Origin of the sequence: Streptomyces beihaiensis (assembly GCF_026274175.1) — a bacterium.
Lineage (GTDB): Bacteria > Actinomycetota > Actinomycetes > Streptomycetales > Streptomycetaceae > Streptomyces > Streptomyces beihaiensis.
The window spans coordinates 26659-48879 of record NZ_JAPHNL010000240.1 but is presented as its reverse complement, the minus strand read 5'-3'; the positions used below and the strand labels follow the sequence as shown (position 1 = coordinate 48879).

The 22221-nt window shown below is 69.2% G+C and carries 21 protein-coding genes and 1 pseudogene; 8 read left to right on the top strand and 14 right to left on the bottom strand.

The genetic code is table 11. The features are described from left to right. The 4 genes from OFY01_RS18895 to eccE form a co-directional block, all read right to left on the bottom strand. Window positions 1–1896, bottom strand: a complete 1896-nt coding sequence (locus tag OFY01_RS18895; protein WP_266601429.1) for an ABC transporter substrate-binding protein — start codon at window positions 1894–1896, stop codon at window positions 1–3. 278 nt (window positions 1897–2174) lie between these two features. Next, window positions 2175–4886: an SCO5717 family growth-regulating ATPase gene (locus OFY01_RS18890; RefSeq protein ID WP_266601428.1), complete on the bottom strand. Its 2712-nt coding sequence runs from the start codon at window positions 4884–4886 to the stop codon at window positions 2175–2177. Between the two features lie 518 nt (window positions 4887–5404). Further along, window positions 5405–6253: a hypothetical protein gene (locus tag OFY01_RS18885; protein ID WP_266601426.1), complete on the bottom strand. Its 849-nt coding sequence runs from the start codon at window positions 6251–6253 to the stop codon at window positions 5405–5407. After that, window positions 6253–7593, bottom strand: coding sequence for a type VII secretion protein EccE (eccE, locus tag OFY01_RS18880; RefSeq protein ID WP_266601424.1), 1341 nt, complete (start codon window positions 7591–7593; stop codon window positions 6253–6255). The genes OFY01_RS18885 and eccE overlap by 1 nt, the downstream gene beginning before the upstream one ends. Window positions 7594–8001: 408 nt before the next feature. Here eccE and eccB point away from each other — a divergent pair, with 408 nt between their 5' ends. The 5 genes and pseudogenes from eccB to OFY01_RS18855 all read left to right on the top strand — a co-directional run bounded on the left by eccB (window position 8002) and on the right by OFY01_RS18855 (window position 13541). After that, entirely contained in the window at window positions 8002–9531 is a 1530-nt protein-coding gene (gene eccB, locus OFY01_RS18875; protein ID WP_266601422.1) for a type VII secretion protein EccB, read from the top strand. Between the two features lie 205 nt (window positions 9532–9736). Beyond that, window positions 9737–10960 carry a type VII secretion-associated serine protease mycosin gene (gene mycP / locus OFY01_RS18870; protein ID WP_407700377.1) on the top strand — a complete coding sequence of 408 codons (1224 nt, stop codon included), beginning with the start codon at window positions 9737–9739 and terminating at the stop codon, window positions 10958–10960. A 205-nt stretch (window positions 10961–11165) separates the two neighbouring features. Further along, on the top strand, window positions 11166–11471 hold the full coding sequence (locus OFY01_RS18865) for a hypothetical protein (RefSeq protein WP_266601420.1): 306 nt from the start codon (window positions 11166–11168) through the stop codon (window positions 11469–11471). Window positions 11472–11487: 16 nt separating this feature from the next. Further along, a pseudogene (locus OFY01_RS18860) lies at window positions 11488–12885 on the top strand (putative T7SS-secreted protein); the annotation flags it as partial. A gap of 125 nt (window positions 12886–13010) precedes the next feature. Then, a complete protein-coding gene (locus OFY01_RS18855) occupies window positions 13011–13541 on the top strand; it encodes a hypothetical protein (protein ID WP_266601416.1) in 531 nt (176 codons plus the stop codon). A 59-nt stretch (window positions 13542–13600) separates the two neighbouring features. On the opposite strand, the gene OFY01_RS18850 is transcribed toward OFY01_RS18855, so the two are convergent. Next, entirely contained in the window at window positions 13601–14305 is a 705-nt protein-coding gene (locus tag OFY01_RS18850) for a hypothetical protein (protein WP_266601414.1), read from the bottom strand. Between the two features lie 256 nt (window positions 14306–14561). Between OFY01_RS18850 and OFY01_RS18845 the strand changes: the two genes are divergently transcribed. Next, entirely contained in the window at window positions 14562–14915 is a 354-nt protein-coding gene (locus OFY01_RS18845; protein ID WP_266601412.1) for a DUF4333 domain-containing protein, read from the top strand. Between the two features lie 129 nt (window positions 14916–15044). Here the strand turns inward: OFY01_RS18845 and OFY01_RS18840 are convergent, their stop codons facing one another. The 9 genes from OFY01_RS18840 to OFY01_RS18800 form a co-directional block, all read right to left on the bottom strand. Continuing rightward, a complete protein-coding gene (locus OFY01_RS18840; RefSeq protein ID WP_266601411.1) occupies window positions 15045–15248 on the bottom strand; it encodes a hypothetical protein in 204 nt (67 codons plus the stop codon). Window positions 15249–15289: 41 nt separating this feature from the next. Further along, a complete protein-coding gene (locus tag OFY01_RS18835) occupies window positions 15290–16417 on the bottom strand; it encodes a hypothetical protein (RefSeq protein ID WP_266601409.1) in 1128 nt (375 codons plus the stop codon). 47 nt (window positions 16418–16464) lie between these two features. Beyond that, window positions 16465–16818, bottom strand: coding sequence for a hypothetical protein (locus OFY01_RS18830; RefSeq protein WP_266601407.1), 354 nt, complete (start codon window positions 16816–16818; stop codon window positions 16465–16467). 271 nt (window positions 16819–17089) lie between these two features. Further along, a complete protein-coding gene (locus tag OFY01_RS18825) occupies window positions 17090–17500 on the bottom strand; it encodes a hypothetical protein (protein WP_266601405.1) in 411 nt (136 codons plus the stop codon). Window positions 17501–17523: 23 nt separating this feature from the next. Then, window positions 17524–17667: a hypothetical protein gene (locus OFY01_RS18820; RefSeq protein ID WP_266601403.1), complete on the bottom strand. Its 144-nt coding sequence runs from the start codon at window positions 17665–17667 to the stop codon at window positions 17524–17526. A gap of 5 nt (window positions 17668–17672) precedes the next feature. After that, window positions 17673–17891: a hypothetical protein gene (locus tag OFY01_RS18815; RefSeq protein WP_266601401.1), complete on the bottom strand. Its 219-nt coding sequence runs from the start codon at window positions 17889–17891 to the stop codon at window positions 17673–17675. After that, window positions 17888–18343: an amidase domain-containing protein gene (locus tag OFY01_RS18810; RefSeq protein ID WP_266601399.1), complete on the bottom strand. Its 456-nt coding sequence runs from the start codon at window positions 18341–18343 to the stop codon at window positions 17888–17890. The genes OFY01_RS18815 and OFY01_RS18810 overlap by 4 nt, the downstream gene beginning before the upstream one ends. A gap of 97 nt (window positions 18344–18440) precedes the next feature. Beyond that, window positions 18441–18782: a hypothetical protein gene (locus OFY01_RS18805; protein WP_266601397.1), complete on the bottom strand. Its 342-nt coding sequence runs from the start codon at window positions 18780–18782 to the stop codon at window positions 18441–18443. 2 nt (window positions 18783–18784) lie between these two features. After that, window positions 18785–19123 carry a hypothetical protein gene (locus tag OFY01_RS18800; protein ID WP_266601395.1) on the bottom strand — a complete coding sequence of 113 codons (339 nt, stop codon included), beginning with the start codon at window positions 19121–19123 and terminating at the stop codon, window positions 18785–18787. A gap of 777 nt (window positions 19124–19900) precedes the next feature. Between OFY01_RS18800 and OFY01_RS18795 the strand changes: the two genes are divergently transcribed. Next, entirely contained in the window at window positions 19901–20368 is a 468-nt protein-coding gene (locus tag OFY01_RS18795; protein ID WP_266601393.1) for a hypothetical protein, read from the top strand. Beyond that, a complete protein-coding gene (locus OFY01_RS18790; RefSeq protein WP_266601391.1) occupies window positions 20368–22152 on the top strand; it encodes a hypothetical protein in 1785 nt (594 codons plus the stop codon). Before OFY01_RS18795 ends, OFY01_RS18790 begins: the two co-directional genes overlap by 1 nt. The last annotated feature ends 69 nt before the right edge of the window (window positions 22153–22221 follow it).

The following is a 22221-nucleotide window of genomic DNA, read 5'->3' as shown; positions in this document are numbered from 1 at the left end:
CTACTCGCGGTCGTCGGCGGTCCGGCGGCGGCGCACGCCCACGAAGGCACCGCCGCCGATGACGACGAGCGCTGCGACGACGATGCCGACCACGATCCCCGTCGAGCTGCCGCTGGACGAGCCCGAGCCGGAGCCTTGGGAGCCGGACGCGGGAACGGCCGACCACCAGCTCCAGTACCCGTCCTGGCCGTAGATGTTGCCCGCGGCCGTCGGCATCGTCTCGATCGACTTGATCTGGTCGGTGCGGTATGCCTCCACGGCGTTCGGGTAGGCCATGATGTTCATGTAGCCGGAGTCGTACAGCCAGGACTCCATCTGCTTGACGAGGCCGGCCCGCTTGGCCGGGTCGTACTCGGCGAGCTGCTTGGCGTACAGGTCGTCGTACTTCTTGTCACAGATGAAGTTGTCCGTCGCCGCGCTCTCGCCGCCCGTCTTGTCCGGCAGGGCCGCGCAGGTGTGGATGCCGAGCACGAAGTCCGGGTCCGGGTTGACCGACCAGCCGTCGAAGGCGAGGTCGTACTGGCCCCGGTACCAGGGCACGGACACGTCGTTGACGCAGTCGAGCTTGAGGCCGATGCCGAGCTTGCCCCACCACTCCTTCAGGTACTTGCCGACGGCCTTGTCGTTCGGGTCGGTGGTGTGGCACAGCATGCGGAAGTTCAGCGGTTTGCCGTCCTTGCCGACGCGTTTGCCGTTCTTGAGCGGGTAGCCCGCCTGGTCGAGCAGCCGGGCCGCGGCCTGCGGGTCGTAGGAGAGTTTCTGGCTCGCGGACGGCTTCCAGAAGTACTGGGAGAAGCGCGGCGGGATGTACCCCTCGCCCTGCACGGCGTGGCCCTGGAAGACCTTGTCGACGATGGTCTTGGTGTCGACCGCCTCGAACAGCGCGTGCCGCACCCGCTTGTCGAGCAGCGCCTTGTTGCCGTCGCCGAACTTCGTGCCGTCCTTGGTGCGCGCGCCCGGGTTGGTGGCGATGGCGTAGAAGCGGCGGCCGGGGCCCTCGTTGAGCTTGATGTTCTTCACGCCCTTGAGGGAGGCGGCCTGAGCCGGGGTCAGGGCCGGGGAGCCCGCCACGAAGGAGACCTCGCCCTTGCGCAGCGCGGCGACGGCGGCGTCCTGGTCCTTGTACGTCTTGAAGACGATCTCGTCGAACTGGGGCGTTCCGGTCTTGCGCCAGAAGTCCTTGTTCCGCTCCAGCTTCACGTACTGGTCGGTCTTGTAGTCGGTGAGGATGAACGGGCCGTTGCCGACGACCGGGAACCTCTTGTCGTTGTTGAACTTCGAGAAGTCCTTGACGTTCTTCCAGATGTGCTCGGGCACGATCGGGATGTCGAGCGCCGTCATCGTCGCCTGTGGCTTCTTCAGTTTGATGACCAGCTTGGTGTCGCTGGGCGCCGTGACTTTCTCGAAGTTGGTGACGAACGAGCCGTTGGCGGTCGCCGCGGCGGAATCCGTCATGATTTTGTTGAACGTGAAGGCCGCGTCCTTGGCGGTCGCCTTCACCCCGTCGGACCACTTCGAGTTCGACCGGATGGTGTACGTCCACGTCAACTTGTCGGGGGACGCCTGCCACTTGGTGGCGAAACCCGGGATGACGTGGTTGTCCTTCGGATCGTAGTTGGTCAGGAACTCGTACATCATCCGGTGGATGCTCGTGGTGAGCAGCCGCTGGGCCAGGAACGGACTGAGCGAGTCCACGCTCTGCGAGACCGCCACGGTGAGGACCTTCTTGCCCCCGTCGTCCTGGGCCGACGCCTGCTGGGGGGCCGGGTTGAGCGGCGTGGCCAGGGCGGCGGTCAGGGCGAGGGCGGCGGCGCCCGCGGCCAGGAGGACCCGCGCGCCGCGGTGTGGGGAATGGCGTTTTCCGTCGGGCTGATCTTGCTGACGCGTTTCGTTCATCGTGGTGACCTCGCGCATCGCTCGCACAGCTTGGCTGAATGAAGTGAGTGTCTATCAGCGGCTGTTGACACCCGTCAACGGCGCATGAACCCCATGTGGCCTGCGGAAATAACGAGTTGACCTGCATTTTTCGCCCATTGGTGTGGACCTCTGACGCTGTGCAGGCCAGAGGATGGCGCCCGAATGGAGGAATGAGGGAGGACTGGGCGGACGGATATGCGAATGGCCCGCACCGTACGGGGACGGTGCGGGCCATTCCTGGCTCGACGGGGGCGCTGCTACTGCTGCGGGGGACCGGGCTGCTGCCAGCCGGGCGGCGGTCCCGGCTGCTGGCCCGGCTGCTGCGGAGGCGGCGGAGCGCCCCAGCCCTGCTGGGCGGGCGGCGGGCCCTGCGGCGGCTGGCCCTGCTGCGGCGGGTACGGGGCGGGCGGCTGCTGGCCCGGGTAGGGGCCCTGGCCCGGCTGGCCGGGCTGCGGCGGGTACGGCTGCTGCTGGCCGGGCATGCCGGGCATGGGAGGGGCCATGGTCGGCGGCTGCTGACCGTCCGCCTGTGTCCACAGGCCCTGTTGCTGCTGGGCGCGGACGAAGTCCTCGGCGACCATCGCCGCGAGGTTGAAGTACGCCTCCCGCACCTTGGGCCGCATCATGTCGAGGTTGACCTCGGCACCGGCCGCGAGGTGCTCGTCGAACGGCACCACGACCACACCGCGGCAACGCGTCTCGAAGTGGCTGACGATGTCCTCCACCTTGATCATCTTGCCGGTCTCACGGACACCCGAGATGACCGTGATGGAGCGTGAGACGAGGTCGGCGTAACCGTGCGCGGAGAGCCAGTCGAGCGTGGTGCTCGCGCTGGACGCGCCGTCGACGGAGGGCGTGGAGATGATGATGAGCTGGTCGGCGAGGTCGAGAACGCCGCGCATGGCGGAGTAGAGCAGACCGGTGCCGGAGTCGGTCAGGATGATCGGGTACTGGCGGCCCAGAACGTCGATGGCGCGCCGGTAGTCGTCGTCGTTGAACGTCGTCGAGACGGCCGGGTCCACGTCGTTCGCGATGATCTCCAGACCGGACGGGGCCTGCGAGGTGAACCGGCGGATGTCCATGTACGAGTGCAGGTGCGGGATCGCCTGCACGAGGTCACGGATGGTCGCACCGGTCTCGCGCCGCACGCGGCGGCCGAGCGTGCCCGCGTCCGGGTTGGCGTCGATCGCGAGGATCTTGTCCTGGCGCTCGGTGGCCAGCGTCGAACCCAGGGCGGTGGTCGTGGTCGTCTTGCCCACGCCGCCCTTGAGGCTGATCACGGCGATCCGGTAGCAGGAGAGCACCGGGGTGCGGATCAGCTCGACCTTGCGCTGCCGCTCGGCCTCCTCCTTCTTGCCGCCGATCTTGAAGCGGTTGCCGGTTCCCGGGCGGCTGCTCTTCGCCTTCTGTTTCTTGCTGTTGACCAGCCGGTCGGACGACAGCTCCACGGCGGCCGTGTAGCCGAGGGGGGCGCCGCCGACGTTGGAGCTCGGCTGCCGTTGGTCGTGCTGGACGGACTGCGGGTACGCCCCCTGGTACCGCGGATCGGCGGGGGCGGGCTGCGCCGGGCCGGGCTGCGGCTGGTTCGGGGCGGGGGCCGGGGGCTGGGGTTGCGGCGCGTAGGACTGAGGGGCCTGCGGCTGCTGGGGGGCCTGCGGGGCCTGGGGCGGTTGGGCGTTGGGGTTCTGCGGGGGCAGGGGGCCCGGCTGGGCTTGCTGCGGCTGCGGCTGCGGCTGGAACTGCGGCTGGGGCTGCGAGTAGCCGTAGCCGCCCTGCGGGTTCGGGGCGGGGGCCGGAGGCTGGGGCTGCGGCTGGCCCTGGGCCTGGGCCAGCTGGGGCTGGGGTGGTTGCGGGTAGCCGTAGCCACCCGGCTGGGGCTGGGGCGGTTGCGGGAACCCGTAACCACCCGGCTGGGGCTGCGGCTGCTGGGGGAAGCCGTAGCCGCCCTGCTGCGGCGGGGCGGGGGGCTGGGCCTGGGGGGCCTGCGGGGCCGGTGCCCCGTGGGGCGTCGGCTGCCCCGGCGTGGGTTCGGTCCACTGAGGTGCGGCGGGGGGCGCGGCGGGCTGGTAGGCGGGCGGCAGTGGCGGAACGTCCCCCTGCGCAACGGGCGGCGGAGTCCAGGCGGCGGCAGCACCGGGCTGTCCGGGCTGTCCGGGCTCACCGTCCCCGTCACCCGACGCTTCCGCGGCATCGGTACCAGCACCGGCACCGCCGTTGTCGGCGGCGGCCTCGGCGGCGGTGTCGGCGTTGCCGTCACTCGCGGCGGCGGGCAGCGTGAAGTCACTGCCCCCGGAGGACCCCGAGGACCCCGGGGAGCCGGGTGCGCCGGAGGACCCGGAGGACCCGGAGGACCCGGAGGAGTCGGTGGAGCATGCGCTGTCGCCCGGCTCGTCCTTCGAGGCGTCGACCCACGACTGAGGAGCCGCTTCGGCCCCGCCGCTCTGGACGTCGGCGTCGCCTTCCGCATCCACGGCGTCAGCGGGGGCGTCGGGGCCCGAGGCACCGTCGGAGCCCGATTCCGCACCAGCAGTGGCACCGGCACCGGTACCGGCGCCGGCACCGGCATCCGGGCCGGCTCCGGTGGCCCCGGACGCGTCGTCCGTCTCGCTCTGCGCCCCGCTGGGCTCTCCGAGCGCGGCAAGCTCCGCGAACTCCCGCTTCAGCGACGCCGCCGAGAATTTCATCGTGGCGCCGCTCTCCAAGTCACCGCTCCCGGCACCGGACTCGGACGCCGCGGCGCCCTCGCCCGGCGCCGGGGGAACCGGCGGAGCGGGGGCCGCGGGCGGAGCGGCGGCAGGGGTGGGCGGCTGGGGAACGCCACCGGACTCGGCGGCATTCTGCGTGTACCAGGCCGGCGGGGCGTAGTCGATGGTGAACTCGCCCGTCATCTCGACACTGGACTCCGCGTCGGACTGATCATCGACGGGTGAATCCCAGCCCCCGTGGATACCGTCCCGATCGCTGTTCACAATGCCTCCTGGTGTGGTCGAGCACCCTCGTGTCGTGCTGGGGGCGACCGTTCCTGTCGTTGATCCGCAGGGACCCGCCGGGCCGACGAGCGTCCCCTGGCCCCCCTGACGTACCAGCCATCCGCGCACGGCCGACTGCAACACGTCCTGCCCCAGCCTAATCACGAAAACTGGCTGCACGGCAGGCCCGGCCGCCGCTCACCTCTGTCCGCTGCGTCACGCCGGGCGAGAATGAGCCGTACAAACCGTGGACGTACACCAAAACGTGACGAACAAGCCCGCCACTGACGCCCAAGTTGCCCGTTTCGCCCGGTCTTTTGCTCGCCCCTCTGGTCGCGCCGCCCGCCGAGTCGGCCCCTGGGCCCCCGGCCGAACCGAGCTGCGCTCGGCCAGGCCGGGAGGCACCCCTTCGCGTCGCCGCCCGCCTCCGCCTTCCGGCCGCACACACCGGACCCCGCCCAGCGGTACCGATCGGCACGGTCGACCGAGTCCGACCTGATCCGCCGGACAGGCCCTGGCTAGTCCATGCGCCGGGCCGTTCCCAGAAGCCCGATCTCCGCATCGGTGGCCTGGGTCATCACGTACTGCCGGTCCCGGTCGGTGCACCAGAGCGTCACGCCGTCGGCCAGTGTCGGCAACGACTCGTACTCCGCCCGCGGCAGCCCCATCACGCGACCGATCTCGGACGCCTCGTCGGGCGACACCCGCTGGATCCCCACCAGCCGCGCCTGCCGCATCAGCCGCGGCGCGACCGGGCTGAGATACGGCAGCAGCGTGAGCACCGACTGCCACGGCGCCGACGCGACCCGCCCCCGCGGCGGACGCATGCCGCAGTCCCGGATCACCAGCACGGGCCCGCCCGCGGACGCGCCCTGAGGCGGCACCCGGCCCACGTCGTGCACGGTCATGCCGGACTGTCCGCCGCCCACCGCTTGCACCAGCTGCGACCAGTGCTGCGCGCGGCCCGTCTCCACGGCCACCCGCGCCCCCGTCGCCGCCGCGCGCAGCGCGAGCACCTGTGCCGTCCACAGGCCGCCGATGAGCACGATGTCGTACGGCGTCGGACGGTTGACGCCCATCACGGCCGGCTGGTTCTCGGCGTCCACACCGACCACCACCCCGTCGTCCCCGATGGGCAGCGCCAGCGCGTCGAGGTGCTCGGCGCTCAGTGAGTGCCGCTCGTGGCGCGGCCCCAGCAGACCGAACCCCGTACGAAGGCGCGCCCCGAGCCCCGGCGCGGCGGACCCGCCCTGGCCGTACTGGCCCGCTCCCGGGCCGGCCCCGTACCCCTGGCCCTGTCCGTACCCCGGCCCGTAACCCTGGCCCTGTCCCGGCCCCTGTCCCTGGGGCATGGCGGTGATGGCCATCAGCGCGCACCTCCGAGCGGCAACGTGGCGAGCACGCCGGGCAGTTGTTCACGGTCGAGACGCACCAGACCGGTGCGCGCCTGACGTGCGGCCCGCTCCAGGTCGCGCCGCGCCGTGGTGAGCTCACTGTCGCTGCGGCCGGTGATGCGCATGTGCCCGGTGACGGTCACATCCTGCCGCTCGCCCTGGGCCAGCGTCAGACTGAACGTGGTGGCGAGCGCGGGCACCGCGGTCAGCTGCGCGACGAGCTGCGGCAACGACATGCCGCCACCGCCCAGCTGGGGCCAGCGCCGCACCCAGTACGTCGTGTGTCTGCGGTTGTCGCAGCGCCAGCTGCGCCCCGACTCCTCGGTCCGCCGCTGCGGCGCCTCGCTCCGCCCGGCCTGCGCCGTCACCATCGGGTTGGCGCACGCGGACGTCGCCACCGCGGAGACCAGTTCCTCCTCGGTCAGCAGCGTCGTACGGAACCCGCCGCCCGAGAGCCGGCTCGACAGATGCTCGGCGACCCGCGCCAGACACTTCTGCGCGCCCACCACACCGCCTCCGCGGGCGGCGACGGCCTCCGGGCACAGCTCCGGGTCGAGCTTCAGCGCGATCCACGTGATGCGCACCGCCGGCGAACCGGTCTGGGCCTGCAGCGGCGCGTAGTTGCTCACCGCCACCGACTGCTGGGGCAGATGCAGCGCGGGTGCGGGCTGCGTGTGCAGCACTATCTGCGCCGACTCCAGACGGATCCCGTCGACCTCGAGCGCGTCCCGCACCAGCGCGACCGGCAGCGGGCGGCGGCTGCGCTCGGCCCGCAGCGCCGTCGCGTCCGACTCGACCTGGAGGACCGCGGTGAGGAACCCGCCGTCACCCACCATGCCGACGGGACGCTGGTCGCGGTCGTCGCCTCTGTGGTGGCTGTACGTGCGCAGGCTCGGATCGCACTCCACGGCGGGCGCGAGCCCCGGCTCGGTCCCCGGCGGCACCGGCGTGCTCGCCGCCCTGCGCCGCCTGGCCCGCAGTGCGAGCACGCTGCCCAGCCACTCCGGCAGCGAACGACCGCGGCGGCGCAGCACGGCGAGCAGCACCAGGACGACCGCGACGACACCGGTGGCGATCAGCGCGACCGTCCCGATCACCCATCCGCACAGCGCGAGCGCCGCCGCCATCTCGATCAGTACGAGCCGCTGCGCCTTGAACGAGCCGCCGCGCCCCGAGCGGGACTTCAGATGCGGCGTGACGGGCCCGAGATGAGGCGCGGCCACCGACGCGGACGTACGGGAATCGCGGGAGTCGAGCGGGCGCTGACGCCGACCGCGCGGGCCCCGCGCGTCGCCCGAATTCTGTGGAGGCATCTGTGACATCTGTTGTGCTTGCTGTGGCATCTGTGAAGGATTCGAGGACCCTCGTCGCGAACCCCGACCAGAACGGTCACCCGATCGTGACCCCGATTGCGACCGCGATCGGGCGCGCGCTGCGGAAGCCATCACACCAAATCCCCCGAACTCTTCCGAAATCCCATGCGCAAAGGCCCCTTACAAGGCTCCTGGAAGGGCTCTGCACCCTACCCGTGCCACACGCACGACGTCATAACAGGCATAGTAGGGGCCGGGTCTGACAGCCAGAGCAGCCGCACGGCGAGCCGGCGCGCGGGCCCGGCGACGAACACGGCACCGGTCGACGACACCGGTCGACGGCACCGGCCGACCGAAGACGGGGGGAACTCGCCCCCACGGCTCCGCACGGGGAGAGAGCGGACACAGATGGCATCACGGCGGGACGAACTCAACGCCTACACCTTCGCGAAGCGCCGCACGCTGGCGTCCTTCCTGCAGCCCTCGGTGACGGGCTCGGAAGAGGGCGCCCCGCGGCCGCTGCGGGCGGTACTGCCCGGCACGATCGTGGGTGTGGTGGTTCTGGCGGTCTTCGGCGGAATCGGGATGTTCAGTCCCACCGCGCCCAAGGGCTGGGACGACACCGCCACCAACGTGATCGTCGCGAGCAGGTCGACCACCCGCTACGTCGTCCTCAAGACGGGCGACCAGAAGCAGCTGCACCCGGTCCTGAACATGGCCTCCGCCAAGCTTCTCCTCAAGGACTACACCGACAAGGTGGTCACGGTCGACGAGAAGGTCCTCGACGCCGGCAAGCCCCCGCACGGCGCCACCCTCGGCATCCCCTACGCCCCCGACCGCCTGCCCAGCGCGTCCGAGGCGGAGGCCCCCAAGCGCTGGATGGTCTGCGAGCGCCCCAGCGCGGGCGGCCGCGCCATCCAGAAGGCGGCGTTCGTCTTCGCCAAGAAGGACTGGAAGAGGACCGAGGGCAAGAACAAGCTCTCCGGCGGCCAGCTGATGTACGTGGCCGACTCGACGAACAAGAAGCAGTACGTCGTCGACGCCCACGGCACCGCGTACCCCATCGCCGACCCGGCGCAGCCCGGCCTGCTCAGCGCGCTGGACACCCGGGGCCGTTCCCCGCAGCGGGTCTCCCCGGAGTGGCTGGCCACGCTGCACAAGGGCTCGCCGGTCGCCATCCCGGCCATCTCCGGAGTCGGCCGGACCGCGAACGCCGTCGCGGGCGCGGGCAACGCCAAGTACGACAAGGTCGGCACCGTACTCAAGTCGGACGACGGTACCCGGACGCAGTACTACGTGGTGCTCCAGGGGAAGGTCGCCCGCGTCTCCGAGTTCACCTCGCGCCTGCTGCTCAACAGCAAGCCGCTCCTGAACGTCAACCTCTCCGGCCGGGCGCAGCAGGTCAGTCACGCCGCCGTGCAGAACAGCGTGGCGTTCGACGGCGAGGGCGCACACTGGCCCACGGCCCGTCCGGAGACCGTCAACGACGGCACCAGCGCCACCAGCGGCCGCAACACCGTGTGCAACACCCTGAACCACGTCGGCGGCAGCGACGGCACGACGGTCACCACATGGGCCGGCACGGATTTCCCCGCCGACCTGCCGACCGGCTCCTCCAGTGCTTACGTCACCCCCGGTTCCGGCCAGGTCTTCCGCCAGGTCCAGGGCACGGAGACCAAGACCGGCGGCATCTTCCTGGTCACCGACACCGGACTGCGCTACGCCCTGCAGGCCAACGGCGACAGCGGCGCCACCGGCAACGGCGTCGGCACCACCGCCAAGCAGCGCAAGGAAGAGCAGCAGGAGTCCAAGGTCGCGCAGAAGCTGCTCGGCTACGACAAGGTCGACCCGGCCCCCGTCCCGGCGACTTGGTCCACCTTCCTGCCCACAGGACCTCGCCTCGACCAGACCGACGCGCGTCAGCCGCAGGGCTCGTGACAGCGCACGCCGGACCGGAAGGGGGCACCTCGAAGTGACCAGGCAGCACACGCGAGACACGCGACACGTGGAGCACACGCAGTCCAGGCGCCGGTCGCGGCAGATCCGGCCGTCGCAACAGACGCGGCAGACGCAACAGACGCAACAGACGCGGCACACGGGAAAGCGCGCGTACCGCTCCGGCGCCCTGAGGGCGGTCGCGGCGGTGACGGTACTGACGGCGGTGGCCCTCCCGGGCTCGGCCCTGGCCCTGCCCGCGACGCCCGCGGCCGCCGACACGGGCCAGTGCACCTTCCCGTCGAAGGACTACAAGGGCCGCCCCTGGGCCCTGCAGCGCGTCAACCTGGACGACCTGTGGGCGACCGCGACCGGCAAGGGCGTACGGGTGGCCGTCATCGACACCGGTGTCGACACCAAGAACCCGCAGCTGACAGACGCCGTGGACGTCGCGGAGGGCCGCAACTTCCTGCCGACCAAGGACGACAAGGGCAAGAAGATCGAGGGCCGGGGCAACGCGCACGGCACGACGGACACCGTCGGGCACGGCACGCGCGTGGCGGGCATCATCGCGGCCCGAAGGAGCAAGAAGACGGGCTTCGCGGGCCTGGCCCCCGAGGCGACGATCATCCCGATCAAGCAGAACGACGCGGAGGGCCACGGGACGTCGGACGAGCTGGCCCAGGCGATCAACTACGCGGTGTCCGCGAAGGCCGACGTCATCAACATCTCCCAGGACACCGAGAAGGCCCTCACCGCCGACAACAACCTCGAGAAGGCGGTGGAGAACGCCATCGCGAAGAAGGTGGTCGTGGTGGCGTCGGCGGGCAACGACGGTCTGGGCGGCAAGCTCAAGAAGACGTACCCCGCCTCGTACCCCGGCGTCCTCGCGGTGGCGGCCTCGGACCGCAACAACGAACGCGCGGTCTTCTCCCAGTCCGGCGACTGGGTCGGCGTCGCGGCCCCCGGCGTCGACATGGTCTCCACCGTCCCCGGCGGCGGCCACTGCTCGGACAACGGCACGAGTTTCTCCGCCCCGTACGTGGCGGGCGTGGCGGCCCTGCTCAAGCAGCACCACAAGAACTGGACGAGCAAGGAGATCGTCGCCCAGATCGAACAGACCGCGGAACGCTCGGTCGCCGGACACGACAGTCGTGTCGGCTGGGGCGTGGTCGACCCGGTCAAGGCGGTCACGGACATCCCCGACCCCGACCACCCCATCCAGACCCCCAAGGCCGACGAGGGCATGACCGACGCCAAGCCTCCCGCCGTCGTCCCCGTCCACTTCGGCGAAACAGCCGACCAGCGCAACTCCCGCCTGGCGACGTACGTGTTGGTGGGCGGCCTGGTCCTGGTGGCCGGCCTGGGCGGCACCGCGGTGGCGGTCCGCGACGCCCGACGACGCCGCGCGCGCGTGCAACGCGACGGGTGACGTGTCGTGGGGTGAGGACTGAAGCGTAGGAGACCACGCTGCGCGGGACGGCGGCCGCGCGAACCGGGCACTCGCGCCGATGCGGGACGTGGCTCGTGAAGAGGTGGTGAGCAACGGTTTTCGGACGTGTGCGCGGTGGTACTGTGCGCACTCTCGGCGCTTTTGCGCGTTGTTTCAGGTGAAGTTGAATCGGGGGGATCTCGTCATGTCCGGTGATCTCGGAGTAGGCCCCGGCGTCCTCAAGAAGGGCGCTTCGGACATTCTGGATGTGCTCAAACCGGTCAAGAAGGTGGACCTCGGTGCCGCGGCCGGTTATGCCTCGTCGATCGGGGACGACGACGCCTCCACGGCCTTGGTGACGTTCTGCGCGACGTGGGAGCCGGGTGCGAGCTTCCTCGCGAACTGCGCGGCGACCCTGGCGGAGGGCCTCAACAAGGCCGACGGCGACTTCAACGACACGGACGAGGCCATCCGTGACGCGGTGCGGTCCGTCAAGACGGTCCTGACCTGAGACCAAACACGGACACGGACTCGACGACGTACGCGCACGCGCACGCGCACGTGCGCAGGTTGCACAGGGCGCACAGGACGCACAGGACAGGGACGGGGAATCCGTAGTCATGGCAAGCGAACTCGGGTCCACGAACGACCCGAAGGAACTCATCCCGGGCGACGCAGGCAAGCTCGGCCAGCTCGAGACCGAACTCACCAAGTGGGCGAAGACGTTCGACGGAGTCGGCAACGGCCTGCGCGACCTGCGTATCAACGGCTGGCACGGCAAGGCGCACGACGCGTTCTGGCCGACGCTGGGCAAAGAGAAGAAGAACTGGTATTTCGCGAGCGACGCGATGACCGACGCTGCCAAGGCCGTCAAGTCGTACGTCGGAACGCTCACTTGGGCGCAGGGCCAAGCCGGTACGGCGATCGACAAATGGAATTCGGGCGATCACGCGGCGGCGGAGCACCTGCTCAAGACGGCACGTTCGCAGCTGAAGACCGAGGCCGGGACCCTGGCCAAGAAGCTCGCCGATCTGTCGGGCAGCGCTTCCGACAGCCCGGACTGGCTCGTGGCGGTCAGAAGTGGCGTGAACGCCCAGAAGTGGGCCAGCGACCACAACGTCGCCAAGAGCGCGATCTCCCCTGAGGCGTGGAAGAAGGAAGAGAAGAAGTGGGTGACTGACGAGAACAGTCACTGGCGCCGCCGGGAGAAGGAGTTCGGCAAGGACGACGAGGGCAACTGGTACTACCGCAACAAGGCCGCTGCCGATGACGGCGACGACTCCACCACGCCGACGCCCGGCCGCAAGGCCGACGTCAGCGTCAAGATCGCCGAGTGGTCCGGAAGCGCGAGCGTCTGGACGGGCGGCGTCTCCGGCGAGACGAACCTGGGCGGTGTCGACCTCAAGGGCCAGGCCGGCGTATCGGTGCTCGGCGTGGACGGCTCGGTCGGCGCGAGCATCGCCAACGGCAAGGCGCAGGTCGGTGCCTCGGGCACGGCGTACCTGGCGCAGGCCACGGCGAGCGGCAGTGCGAACTACGGGATCGTCGGCGTCAATGCCGAAGGCAAGGCTTTCGCGGGCGCGGACGGCTCGGTGAAGGCGTCCGTCGGCAAGGACGGGGTGCACGCGGGCGCCGAGGCGTTCGCCGGGGCCAAGGCCACCGGTTCGGCCTCCGCCGACGTCGGCGGCGTGGGCGCCGGTGTGAACGGCGAGGCGTGGGCCGGAGTGGGCGCCGAGGCCAACGTCGACCTGGGCATGAAGGACGGCAAGTTCACCATCGGCGGAGATGTCGGCCTCGGTCTCGGTCTCGGCGCCAAGGTCGGCGTCGACATCACCATCGATCCCGGCAAGGTCGTCCACTCCGTGGGTGACGCCGCCGACGCGGTGGGCGACGCCTGGGACGACACGGTCGGCAGCTGGTTCTAGCCCGCCAGGTGCCCCGCGACGCGATCAGGTCGCGTCGAACTCGCCACGGGGGCTCACCGAATCCGGCGCGCCCCCGCGAACCTCGCCTAGAGTCGGCCGAACACCACAGAAGGATTGGATCCACCATGACGGCCACGTTGCCGGTCAAGATTTCGTTCTCCCTGCCGGACGGCTGGCAGGCGGCCCCGCCGGACGAGGTGGGCGCCCCGAACGTCGCCTTCGTAGCACTCCACCCGGAGTCCGTCGACGGCGGATTCACCGCGAACATCACCATCTCGGGCGAGATGCGCAACGACGGCGCGACCATGTCGCAGATCGCCGACGAATCGATCCCGCGCCTTGAACAGGGCGGGACCGTGCGGGTCCTGAAGAAGACCGAGGTGGGCACGCCGGACATCCCGGGCCTCACCGACGCCCCGGGCGTGGTGCAGAACCTGGTCCTCTCCACCACGCTGCGCGGCGAGCCCGCGGAGCTGTGCCAGAGCCAGTTCTACCTCGGCGTGGAGGACGTCAAGAACCCGGCCAAGCGCGCCGTCATCGAAATCGTCCTCACGGCCAAGCAGAACCAACTGGCCGAGGTCATCGACGACTTCAAGGAATTCCTCAGGACGGTACGCCCGACGGACGACGAGATCGCGGACAGTCCGGGCGAGTAGGCGAGTAGGCGAGTGGACGGCGAGCTCCAGAGGCACACCGACCGCCCGCCACCACTCACCTACCTCCACACCCCCGCCGGAACACGATCGAGCACGTCGCACAGAAAGCCAAGTTTCTCCTCAAGGCTTTCGGCCGAGAGCGTCCCGGTGTACCAGGTGAAAAGGTCACCGTCGCGCAGCTGCAGCGGAGAGTGCTCGGCGCGCGAATCGTCGAGCAGGAAGGGCATGAGCCCACAGCCCAACAGCTCCCTGGCGAACCCTTCATCCTTGGTGACAACCCGAAACCTGTCATCGAACGCGGCCGAACCGACCAGCATCCGCTCCCGCCGGTCGAGCAGCACGTTGAACATGCTCGGCCGCAGTATTTCCACGCAGGCCCCCGGGCCGGGCGCGGCGACGAGCACGAACGACTCGATGACCGGCCGCTTTCGGTCCCCGCCGTCCGACCGTGATCCGACATGCGCGTACTCGAAACAAACGAAGGACCGCCCCCGGAACTCCCCGGTCACGTAGTTGTGCGCGGTGAGATTTTCCCCGCTCCCCGGCATGGTGCCCACACCGCAGTACCGCGTGGCCCGCCCGGGCGCACGCCGCTCGTACGTCCACCCCCGCTCCGAGGCAAGCCGCTGAAGCCCGGCCCACCCCTCGCTGATGCGCGATTCCTGCTTGTTGCTGCTGATGAACGCGCGGATGACGAAGGTGAAGATTCCGGCGACGACCGCAAAGAGAAGAACTTTGATCACAATGCCTGCCAGTTGCTCCATGGAGCTGAGTATGGCGGACGTAGCGGCGGCTCGGACCTGGTGGTTGTGGCGGGGCGCCCAAAGGTGAAGATCGTTCGCATGCGAGGCGAAGGCTCGATGAAGCAGCCCTCTTTGCCCGGCTGCTCCACAAGCGCACCCAGCGTCGCCGCATGAACGGGCCATATGCTGACCTCGCGTGCCACACCGAAAGCGGAGGAGGCACGCAGTGAACCGACGTCCCGCCCGATCGCTCCCGATCACTCGGAATGGATCCTTCATGATCAACGCACGTACGACCGCAGCGACGTGGGTCCTCTCGACGGTGGCCGCAGTCGCCCTGCTCGCCGGGTGCTCGGGCTCGGTCCACGTCGGAAGCTCCGCCCCGAAGATGTCGAAGGGGAAACTGGCCGACGCGGTCGCCCAGAAGCTGGCCGACACGACCGGCCAACCGAAGCCGGACGTCACCTGTCCCGAGGATCTGGTGGGCAAGGTCGGCACGACGACGCGCTGCAAGCTGACGGCAAAGGACGGCAGCACGCTCGGCGTGAACGTCAAGGTCACCAAGGTCGACGGCACCGACATCAACTTCGACATCCAGGCCGACGCGACGCCGTCGCCTGCGGCCGGCTGAGCCGTTCGGACCGTTCAGGCCGTTCAGACCGTTCAGGCCGTCCCGGCCGCAGTCGGCCTGCTGGCCGCTGAAGTGCCCAAGCCTCGCACTTGTACGCCGAGAATCGGCACCGCGCACGATTCTCCCCGCTCATGTGCTGCGCCAGCAGCGATGAACCAGGATCGCGCCGCCGGTGCAGATCACGTTCAGTCCGATGGCGAAGACGGAGAATCGGCCCCGGACCGCCATTGCCAAGACGAACAACGTCGTCATCGACGCCATCGTGACCAGGCTGCTCCTCATACGGGCATGCAGCCGGTCCGTCTGCGCGCGACTCGGGTCGTCGAGTTCCACACGTTCCTCTTCCGTAAGAGCTCACCCCGGCCGATATGACGCTATACGAGCGCATTGTCGTACGCATTGCCGACCACAGGGAATTTCTTGAGATCGGTGCAGAGTTCCGCGATGAATCCGGCGGACCCGAGGGCACCGGTGAGCGCAGTCACCACCTTCTCGTAGTTCGCGACGAGTCTGCCGTACTCCTCCACCATCGCGGAAACGCGTTCCGCTACGAACGCCGCCCCGACGAAGGAGCCCAGGAGTCCTACACCGGTGGCGGCCGTGGCCGTGCTGGCCGCGGCGCCGATCGCCGCCTGCGCCGCCAGATCGCAGATGTTGACGATCGCCCCCTTGACGACGTCGGCCAACGAGAAGACCGCGGCTGCGACGTCCTTGTAATGATCACGAAGAGAGTGGAACGCGTCCCTCGCTGCGTCGAGCTTCCGTGCGAGATTGTCGAAGTACTTCCACGCGGCGTCCGCGGCGTTCCCTCGCCAGGTCGTCGCCAGCACCTGATTCCCGTGCATGAGGTTCGCGGCGACATCGGCGCAGAAGTTACCCATGCAGTGCCAGGCGTCGGCGCAGCTCGCGTAACTCTGCCAGTCACCGGTCAACCAGTTCGACGCCGTTCCGAGAATATCGATGTCGAAGGCGAGCTTGAGGCCCTCGTTCACCAGCGATGTCGGACTCGCGATATCAAGGAGGGTTCCCGCAGTCTTATTGGCGGGGGCGAAGTCGAATTCCGCCATATGCCCTTGAATCCAGCCGTTCGCGCTCCCGGCGGGCTTCAGCTGTCCGGTGGCGTCGCAGACATCCTGGAAGGTGCTCCCGCTGCCCGGCCGGGGCCGGGTGCGATGCACGGGAGAGGGCCGACTCGTGCCCGGGTACGTGGCGTCCAGCTTCCGCGCCTGCGCGAGGTCGACGGTCTGGTACCACGTGGCTGTCTTCCCGAGCTCCTTCTCGGAGGAGCCGAGGACGGTGCTGAACCGGCTGATGATGTCTTTGGTCTGCCGTGTCTTTTCCACATGATCGATGAAGAACTTGTCCCACAGGCCGCCGGAGCAGGAGAATCCGATGGTCGTGTTGCTGCTCATGTATGACGTGGCGGCGGTGAAGTCCTCGTGCGCCCTGCGTACTTGACCCGCATATCCGGTCAGGTCGTTCGGCTCGACGGCCAGTGTCATGGTGGGGGCCCGTCTTCCTGTCCTGTCTGGTCGGGAGCGCGGCGCCGTCAGCGCCGGGCCGCGTCGACACGTTCCGCCCTTGCGGCGGACCGCTCGTCGGCTGCTTGCTTCACTCCTTCGCCGACGAGTGCGCGCCGCTCGTCGCTCGGCATGCGCTCCCAGCGCCTTCTGAAGACCTGCGCCTGGTCTGCCACCGCGTCCGCGTAGGCGGGAATACGCACGGCCTCTCTGAGCGTCACACGTCCGGCGATGACCTCCTGGGCCATTTCCCTGAGGACGGGGTTTCCGCCGTCATGCCGGAAGACCTCAAGGCTCTTGCGGAGCAGACGCTGCTGGGGCGCCTCGTCACTCAGGTCCATGTACGCGAGCCGGTCGAGCCGCCGCGGTCCTTCGTCCGTCACAGAGCCTCCGGGAGCGGGTGTGCAGGAGGCGGACACAGTAGTGGCGCTGTTGGCGACCGGATTCTTGAAGGATTCTCGGCCTGATGCGATTGGCATATGCTCAAGGGTTGTCCTCGGCGGAGGGTGCCCGCTTCCCGCGTGCGATCCTCACGCCGACGGGGGCGCCGGGGCCGCCTGCGCGGGCGTAGTCGCAGTACCCCGAATGTGTGACCAGGGCGTCGCCGAACCGAGACTTACGACACCCTTCCCCATGTCCCGCCGTGCCGGGGCCCTACGCGGCCAACGAGGCCCTAAGGACCGCCGGCCCCTCGCAGCCGTCCCCGCCCGCCTGATCCGGTGCGTACACCCAGTACAGAGCCAGAGCCTGGACCAGCAGCAGGAACAGGGCGACCAACGCGAAGGCCGCGGCCAGCCGCGCGCCCCCGCTGTCACCCGGCACCAGCCGACCGGGCGTGACCGCGTTCACGCGGCGCAGCAGGGCCCAGTACAGCACCAGCGCCACCAGCGAACAGACCGGTCCGGCCCACCCGGTGACGTACACGCGGGTCGACGGGCCCAGGTACTGGCAGTGCTGGAACGTGTCGGAGCCGAAGGCGAAGCGGGCGACCAGGAGTACGGCCGAGGCGATCGTCAGGGCGGGCACGAGCAGCTCGACGCGGGTGCGGGACCTGATGGGGGTCACGGGCGGGGTGGAAGGCGTGGTCCTCAGTAGCAGTCCGGGTCGGGGCGAACGATGGTGACACTCTGGGCGCCTTCGCGTTCCTCGGTTGCCGGCAGGCGCCCCTCGATGCTGACGTTCTGGTACGAATCGGTGTGCTGTGTGTACTTGATCTCACCGTCGGGCATCACGGCCGTCACAATCGCCGCGTGACGGGCCTTGCCGTGCGCGCGAGGTAGTCGCTCGGCCCCGACTGGTCGAAGTGGAGGATCTCGCCCGGCTTCACGTCCGAACGCGGCACCACCGAACCCCCGTGCTTGAGCATGAACCGCTGCTGGTTGTCGGCAGCGCTCCACGTGTGGGAGTAGGCCGGCCTCTTGTCGACCTCGTCGATGCCGCTCGGGTTACCGATCATCCAGCTGTCGGAGTCGGCCGTCCCCAGGGTGACGTCTTCTCCTTCATGCCCGAGGCGTGCAGGGCGTTGGAGACGAAGTTCGTGCAGTTGTTGCCGAAGTCGGTCGGGTCGTCCTTGTTCCAGCTGTCGAGGGCGTACTGCACCAGCTTCACGCGGTCGTACTTGCCGTTGCCGCGCATTTCCGTCTGCACGTCCGGCGGAATCCCGTCGAGGTTGGCGATGAGCACCGGTTCGGCCCGCATCATGTCCTTGCGCTGCTTCGGCGTGAGGCCGTCCCACCACTTCCGTACGGTCGCGGGGTTCTCGTTCACCGGTACGTCGGCGGCCAGCATGCGCGTCTGGGCGTGCGGAGCCTGGTTCTGCATCTTCAGGGCCTTGTCCGGGTCGGACAAGGCCGTCCGCCGACCGAGCTTCGCGCAGTCCTGCTTCGCCAGCTGGTCGGGTTGCGTCACCTGCTTCGACGGCCCGGTCGATGAGGTCCTGGACCTGTGACCGGCACGGGCCCATGTCCTCCGCCCCGCACGGTTGTGGCGCTGAGGCCCGGCGACCCTACCTTCGTCGCCCGATGTCCAGTCCGTACCGCTGGGCGAGCTCGCACGCCTCGCGCAGGGTGCTCCGGGCGGTCTGCGGGGGCGTCGTCATGCCGTCGACGACCATGTGGACCGAGAGCAGGATGCCGTAGGCGACTTCGAGCTCGTCGGCCAGCTTCGCGAACTTCTTCGCCGCGGCGGCACCGACCTCGTCCCTCCAGTTGTCGGCGAGGGGCTTGACGCCGTTGTCGCGCAGGTCCTTCGCGGAGTCGAGCGCGTACTTGGCCGGCGAGTGCCACTCCGCGGAGGCCGTGGCCCACTTCTTGGGCAGTGCGCCGTTGACGTCTTCGTACGAAACCATGCTCACGCCTTCCCGAGGTCCTGGACGGCGGCGTGCGGGCGGGCCCGGGCCTCGGCGTCCGCACTGTCGTATCCGTTGGCGGAGTCCTTCGACTTGGCACTCGGATCCCCGAGTTGCCTGGGGAGGGACACCAGGCGGTCTTCCCGGTTCAGGGCGCAGGCTCGAAGCTCGACGGGGCTCTGCCAGCCATCACCCAAGTGCGAGCCGTAGACGGCGTCGCTGCCGTCGAGCGCGTGCTCCAGGCGCTTCATCGCGTGCCGCGACATGGACTCGGTGTTGTCCGCCGCTCCGTGTACGCCCTGGGTCCTGATCGCGATGTCGGGGCGCCACCGCCGCCGCACGCCGGGGCGCTCACCGCGACGATGCCGCCTGCGGGGCCGTGGCTCAGGCCGAGGCGGGCGTAGGCCCGGTGGTCGGCGTGCGCGGGAGAGGTCGTGGAGTTCGCCTGCGAGTTTGGGTTCGCGTCACCGGAGCCGCTCTGTCGCCGCTGCGCGACCTCGGCCTTCAGAGCTCCCACTCGTCCCATGCCGTGGTGTGCCGCCTCCCCGTAAGCGCCCGCGCGCGTACTGCTCGACCGGTTCCGCGGCTGCGCGTCCCCTGCTTCCGGGAGGGCCGCGAGGGGCTGCGCCGGCTAGCGGAGCGCGCGGTCCGTGGGCGCGGGAGGCAAGGTAGCAAGATCAGGTAATGGGTACATCAAGGCGGGCGTCTGCGGGGCCCGCGGGCTTGGCCTCGGCGTGAGGGTTCCGGGGTGGCCGATCGGACGGTGTGGAGCGCCGCGGAGTGGTGTGGAGGTCTTGCGGAGGTTACGGGTGGGCGAGCCTTGCGCGGCATGCTGTGGTGATCGGATGGGTGGCCGGGGTGGTTGCGGTGGGTATGGGTGAGCGGCGGTCTGCGCGCCCCCCGGAGGCTCATACCCGGAATCTGACCAAACTGGTCCGAATTGGACAGCTCGGTGTCGTCTCGTAACTGAGTTTGGACACAGCTCGGTTGGAGTGCCTGCGCGGGGTGACTACAGTGGTAAGCGCGTTGTAAGGCCCGACTGGCTTTGCGACCACGCGTCGGCGGGCTGACGAGTCGCGCCAGATGGGTTGGACACGGGGAAACGGGGAGGACGCGTCGTGATTCCGGCGGACATGGTGGGGGGCGTGTCGAAGGCCACGGCGGCTGACCTCAAGGTCAGTGCGGGGGTTCTGAAGACTTTCAAGCAGCGCGTGGACAAGATCCTCCACGACTTCGAGAGCTCCCCGGGAAGCTCGTCCAAGGTCGGAGATCAGCGCGTCAGTCGAGCTTCGATCAGTGGCTCTTCCAGCCCGTTCCATGAGGCCGATGCTCTGCACTCGCAGTACGAGCAGGTCCATGAACGGATCACGTCGCTTTCCAAGATGCTGGGCCTGCAGATCGAAGCGATGAGCATCGCCTCGCACGGCGCGGAGGTCGGCTTCGGCAATCTGGAAGAAGAGCAGCGCCGTCGTTTCTGGGAGATCCAGACGAAGATCGACCGTGAGCATCAGCAGGCCGAGGCCGAGAAGAAGCATGACCAGAAGCGCAGCGACGCGAAGCAGGTGAAGGGGGGCAGCTTCAAGTAATGAGCGGTAACCACGGGAAGACCCCGGACAAGCCACCCACGCCCCAGGAGCAGGTGAAGGGCCAGGTCGCACTCACCAATGCGGCTCAGACGGCCATGGGCATTGTGCACGGAGCCTTCGGCTTCGGGCCCGACCGTGTATTCCAGTACGGCCAGCGCACGGACTTCGAGAAGCACGACCTCAACGTGATGCTCGACCTGGTCGAAGACGCCAAGCCCAGCGACCTCGAGAACGCCGGTTCGGCTCTCTGGAAAGCCAGCAAGGCGATGAGTGACGCGGCAACCGAACTGCGATCGAACATCAAGCACGCCAGCGACGACTTCCAGGGCGAGGCAGGCACGGCTTTCCAGAAATGGGGCCACGGGCTGGCCGACCACACTGACGCCCTGAGTACGTACGTCCAGTCGGCGGGTGTGGAGATCGCCGCAGCGGCCAGTGGTCTGGCCCAGGTCAAGAGCTCGATGCCGCCCCGCGACACCCGGCCGGTGGATCAGCAGAAGATGCGTCCGTCGCAGTACCCGGCCCACCAGCAGAACGACAACAATCCCGAGTACCAGGCCGCGGTCAAGGTCGAGGGCCATCGCCAAGAGGCGATCAACCAGATGAACCGCCTGTCGTCGTTCTACTCGGTCTCGTCCGAGGGGTTGAGCAAGCTCGATCAGCATGCTCCTACTTTTGAGGCGATGCCTCATGTCGGTGTGCCGCAGCCCGATCCGCAGTACGGCACGGTCACGCACGAGCACGGTGGAGGGGCGAGCGCCCCAGGCGGGCACCCCGGTGCGTCGATGCCTGCCGTCCATCACTCCACGCAAACCCCGCCGTCCTCTGAAACTCAGACGCCGTCGCCGAAGGAAGTTCACGGGAGGATCACCACTCCGCACAGTCCCGTTGGAACGGAGATCGACAGTGTTGACACGCTTCCGCGCCCGCCTGTATCGACTCCCGGTCCTCAGGAACCGGTGACACTCACGGGCCCGAATGCGAGTGGTGGACCAACTTCGCCGCTTCCGACTGGGTTCCCGGGGCCGACGACGGGACAGACAGTTCGTGGACTCGGTGGGGCTGGCACGAGGCGTCCCTTCACATCCCAGGGACGGGCAGGCGCCTCGGAGACCGCTGGTGCCTCGCGGAGCGGCCTGGGGCGCGGGTCGACGAACGATCCACTGGGCCGCGCTGGGGCTGGCCGTGCAGCCACCGGCCGTGCTGGTACAGAAGGCGAGAACGTTTCTCGCGGCGGCGCGCAGGGCGGCCGGCCGACCTCCACGGCGCGTGGAGTGACCGGAGGCACTGCGCGGGCGAACACCGTTAAGTCCGTGCGCCCTTCAGGCCCCGGTGCCACTGGCGCTTCACGGGAGAACGGTGTGGTTGGAGGTCGGCCGAGTTCGGCCAAGGGCACCGGGCAGACCGGATCGCGTATCCCCCGCGGCACGGTCATGGGTGATGAAGGTTCCGGCAACGCGCAGGGAAACACGGCCCGGATCAGTCAGCGTGGCGTGATAGGGGCCCAGGGTTCCGAATCAGCGAGTCGCTCCTCGTCTGGCGGACGCAAGATCCAGGGGACGTCGGAAGCTGTCACCGGTCGATCGACGGAGAGAAACTCCGGGGCACGTGCCGGGCGCAAGGGATTCACTCCCGGTGGTGAAGGGCTGGTCCGTGGCGGGTCCACTCGAGGTGGTCGCGACGAGGGTGGCCAGGATGGCGCCCAGCGGCCGGACTACCTGGTGGAGGATGAGGAAACGCACCTGCCACACGATCGGCGCAGCGCGCCGCCCGTAGTCGACTAAGCGCGAGCGAGGACGTAGACAAGAATGAAGTCAGGTATCGGCCACCGAGGTGGATGGGACACGCCTGTG

Coding starts and splice junctions, on each gene's coding strand:
- OFY01_RS18835 (WP_266601409.1), bottom strand. CDS start 16,417: ATGACACTGGCCGTCGAGCCGAACGACCTGACCGGATATGCGGGTCAA.
- OFY01_RS18865 (WP_266601420.1), top strand. CDS start 11,166: ATGTCCGGTGATCTCGGAGTAGGCCCCGGCGTCCTCAAGAAGGGCGCT.
- OFY01_RS18805 (WP_266601397.1), bottom strand. CDS start 18,782: ATGGTTTCGTACGAAGACGTCAACGGCGCACTGCCCAAGAAGTGGGCC.
- OFY01_RS18850 (WP_266601414.1), bottom strand. CDS start 14,305: ATGGAGCAACTGGCAGGCATTGTGATCAAAGTTCTTCTCTTTGCGGTC.
- OFY01_RS18815 (WP_266601401.1), bottom strand. CDS start 17,891: ATGATCGGTAACCCGAGCGGCATCGACGAGGTCGACAAGAGGCCGGCC.
- OFY01_RS18885 (WP_266601426.1), bottom strand. CDS start 6,253: ATGGCCATCACCGCCATGCCCCAGGGACAGGGGCCGGGACAGGGCCAG.
- OFY01_RS18790 (WP_266601391.1), top strand. CDS start 20,368: ATGAGCGGTAACCACGGGAAGACCCCGGACAAGCCACCCACGCCCCAG.
- OFY01_RS18855 (WP_266601416.1), top strand. CDS start 13,011: ATGACGGCCACGTTGCCGGTCAAGATTTCGTTCTCCCTGCCGGACGGC.
- OFY01_RS18895 (WP_266601429.1), bottom strand. CDS start 1,896: ATGAACGAAACGCGTCAGCAAGATCAGCCCGACGGAAAACGCCATTCC.
- eccE (WP_266601424.1), bottom strand. CDS start 7,593: ATGCCTCCACAGAATTCGGGCGACGCGCGGGGCCCGCGCGGTCGGCGT.
- eccB (WP_266601422.1), top strand. CDS start 8,002: ATGGCATCACGGCGGGACGAACTCAACGCCTACACCTTCGCGAAGCGC.
- OFY01_RS18845 (WP_266601412.1), top strand. CDS start 14,562: ATGATCAACGCACGTACGACCGCAGCGACGTGGGTCCTCTCGACGGTG.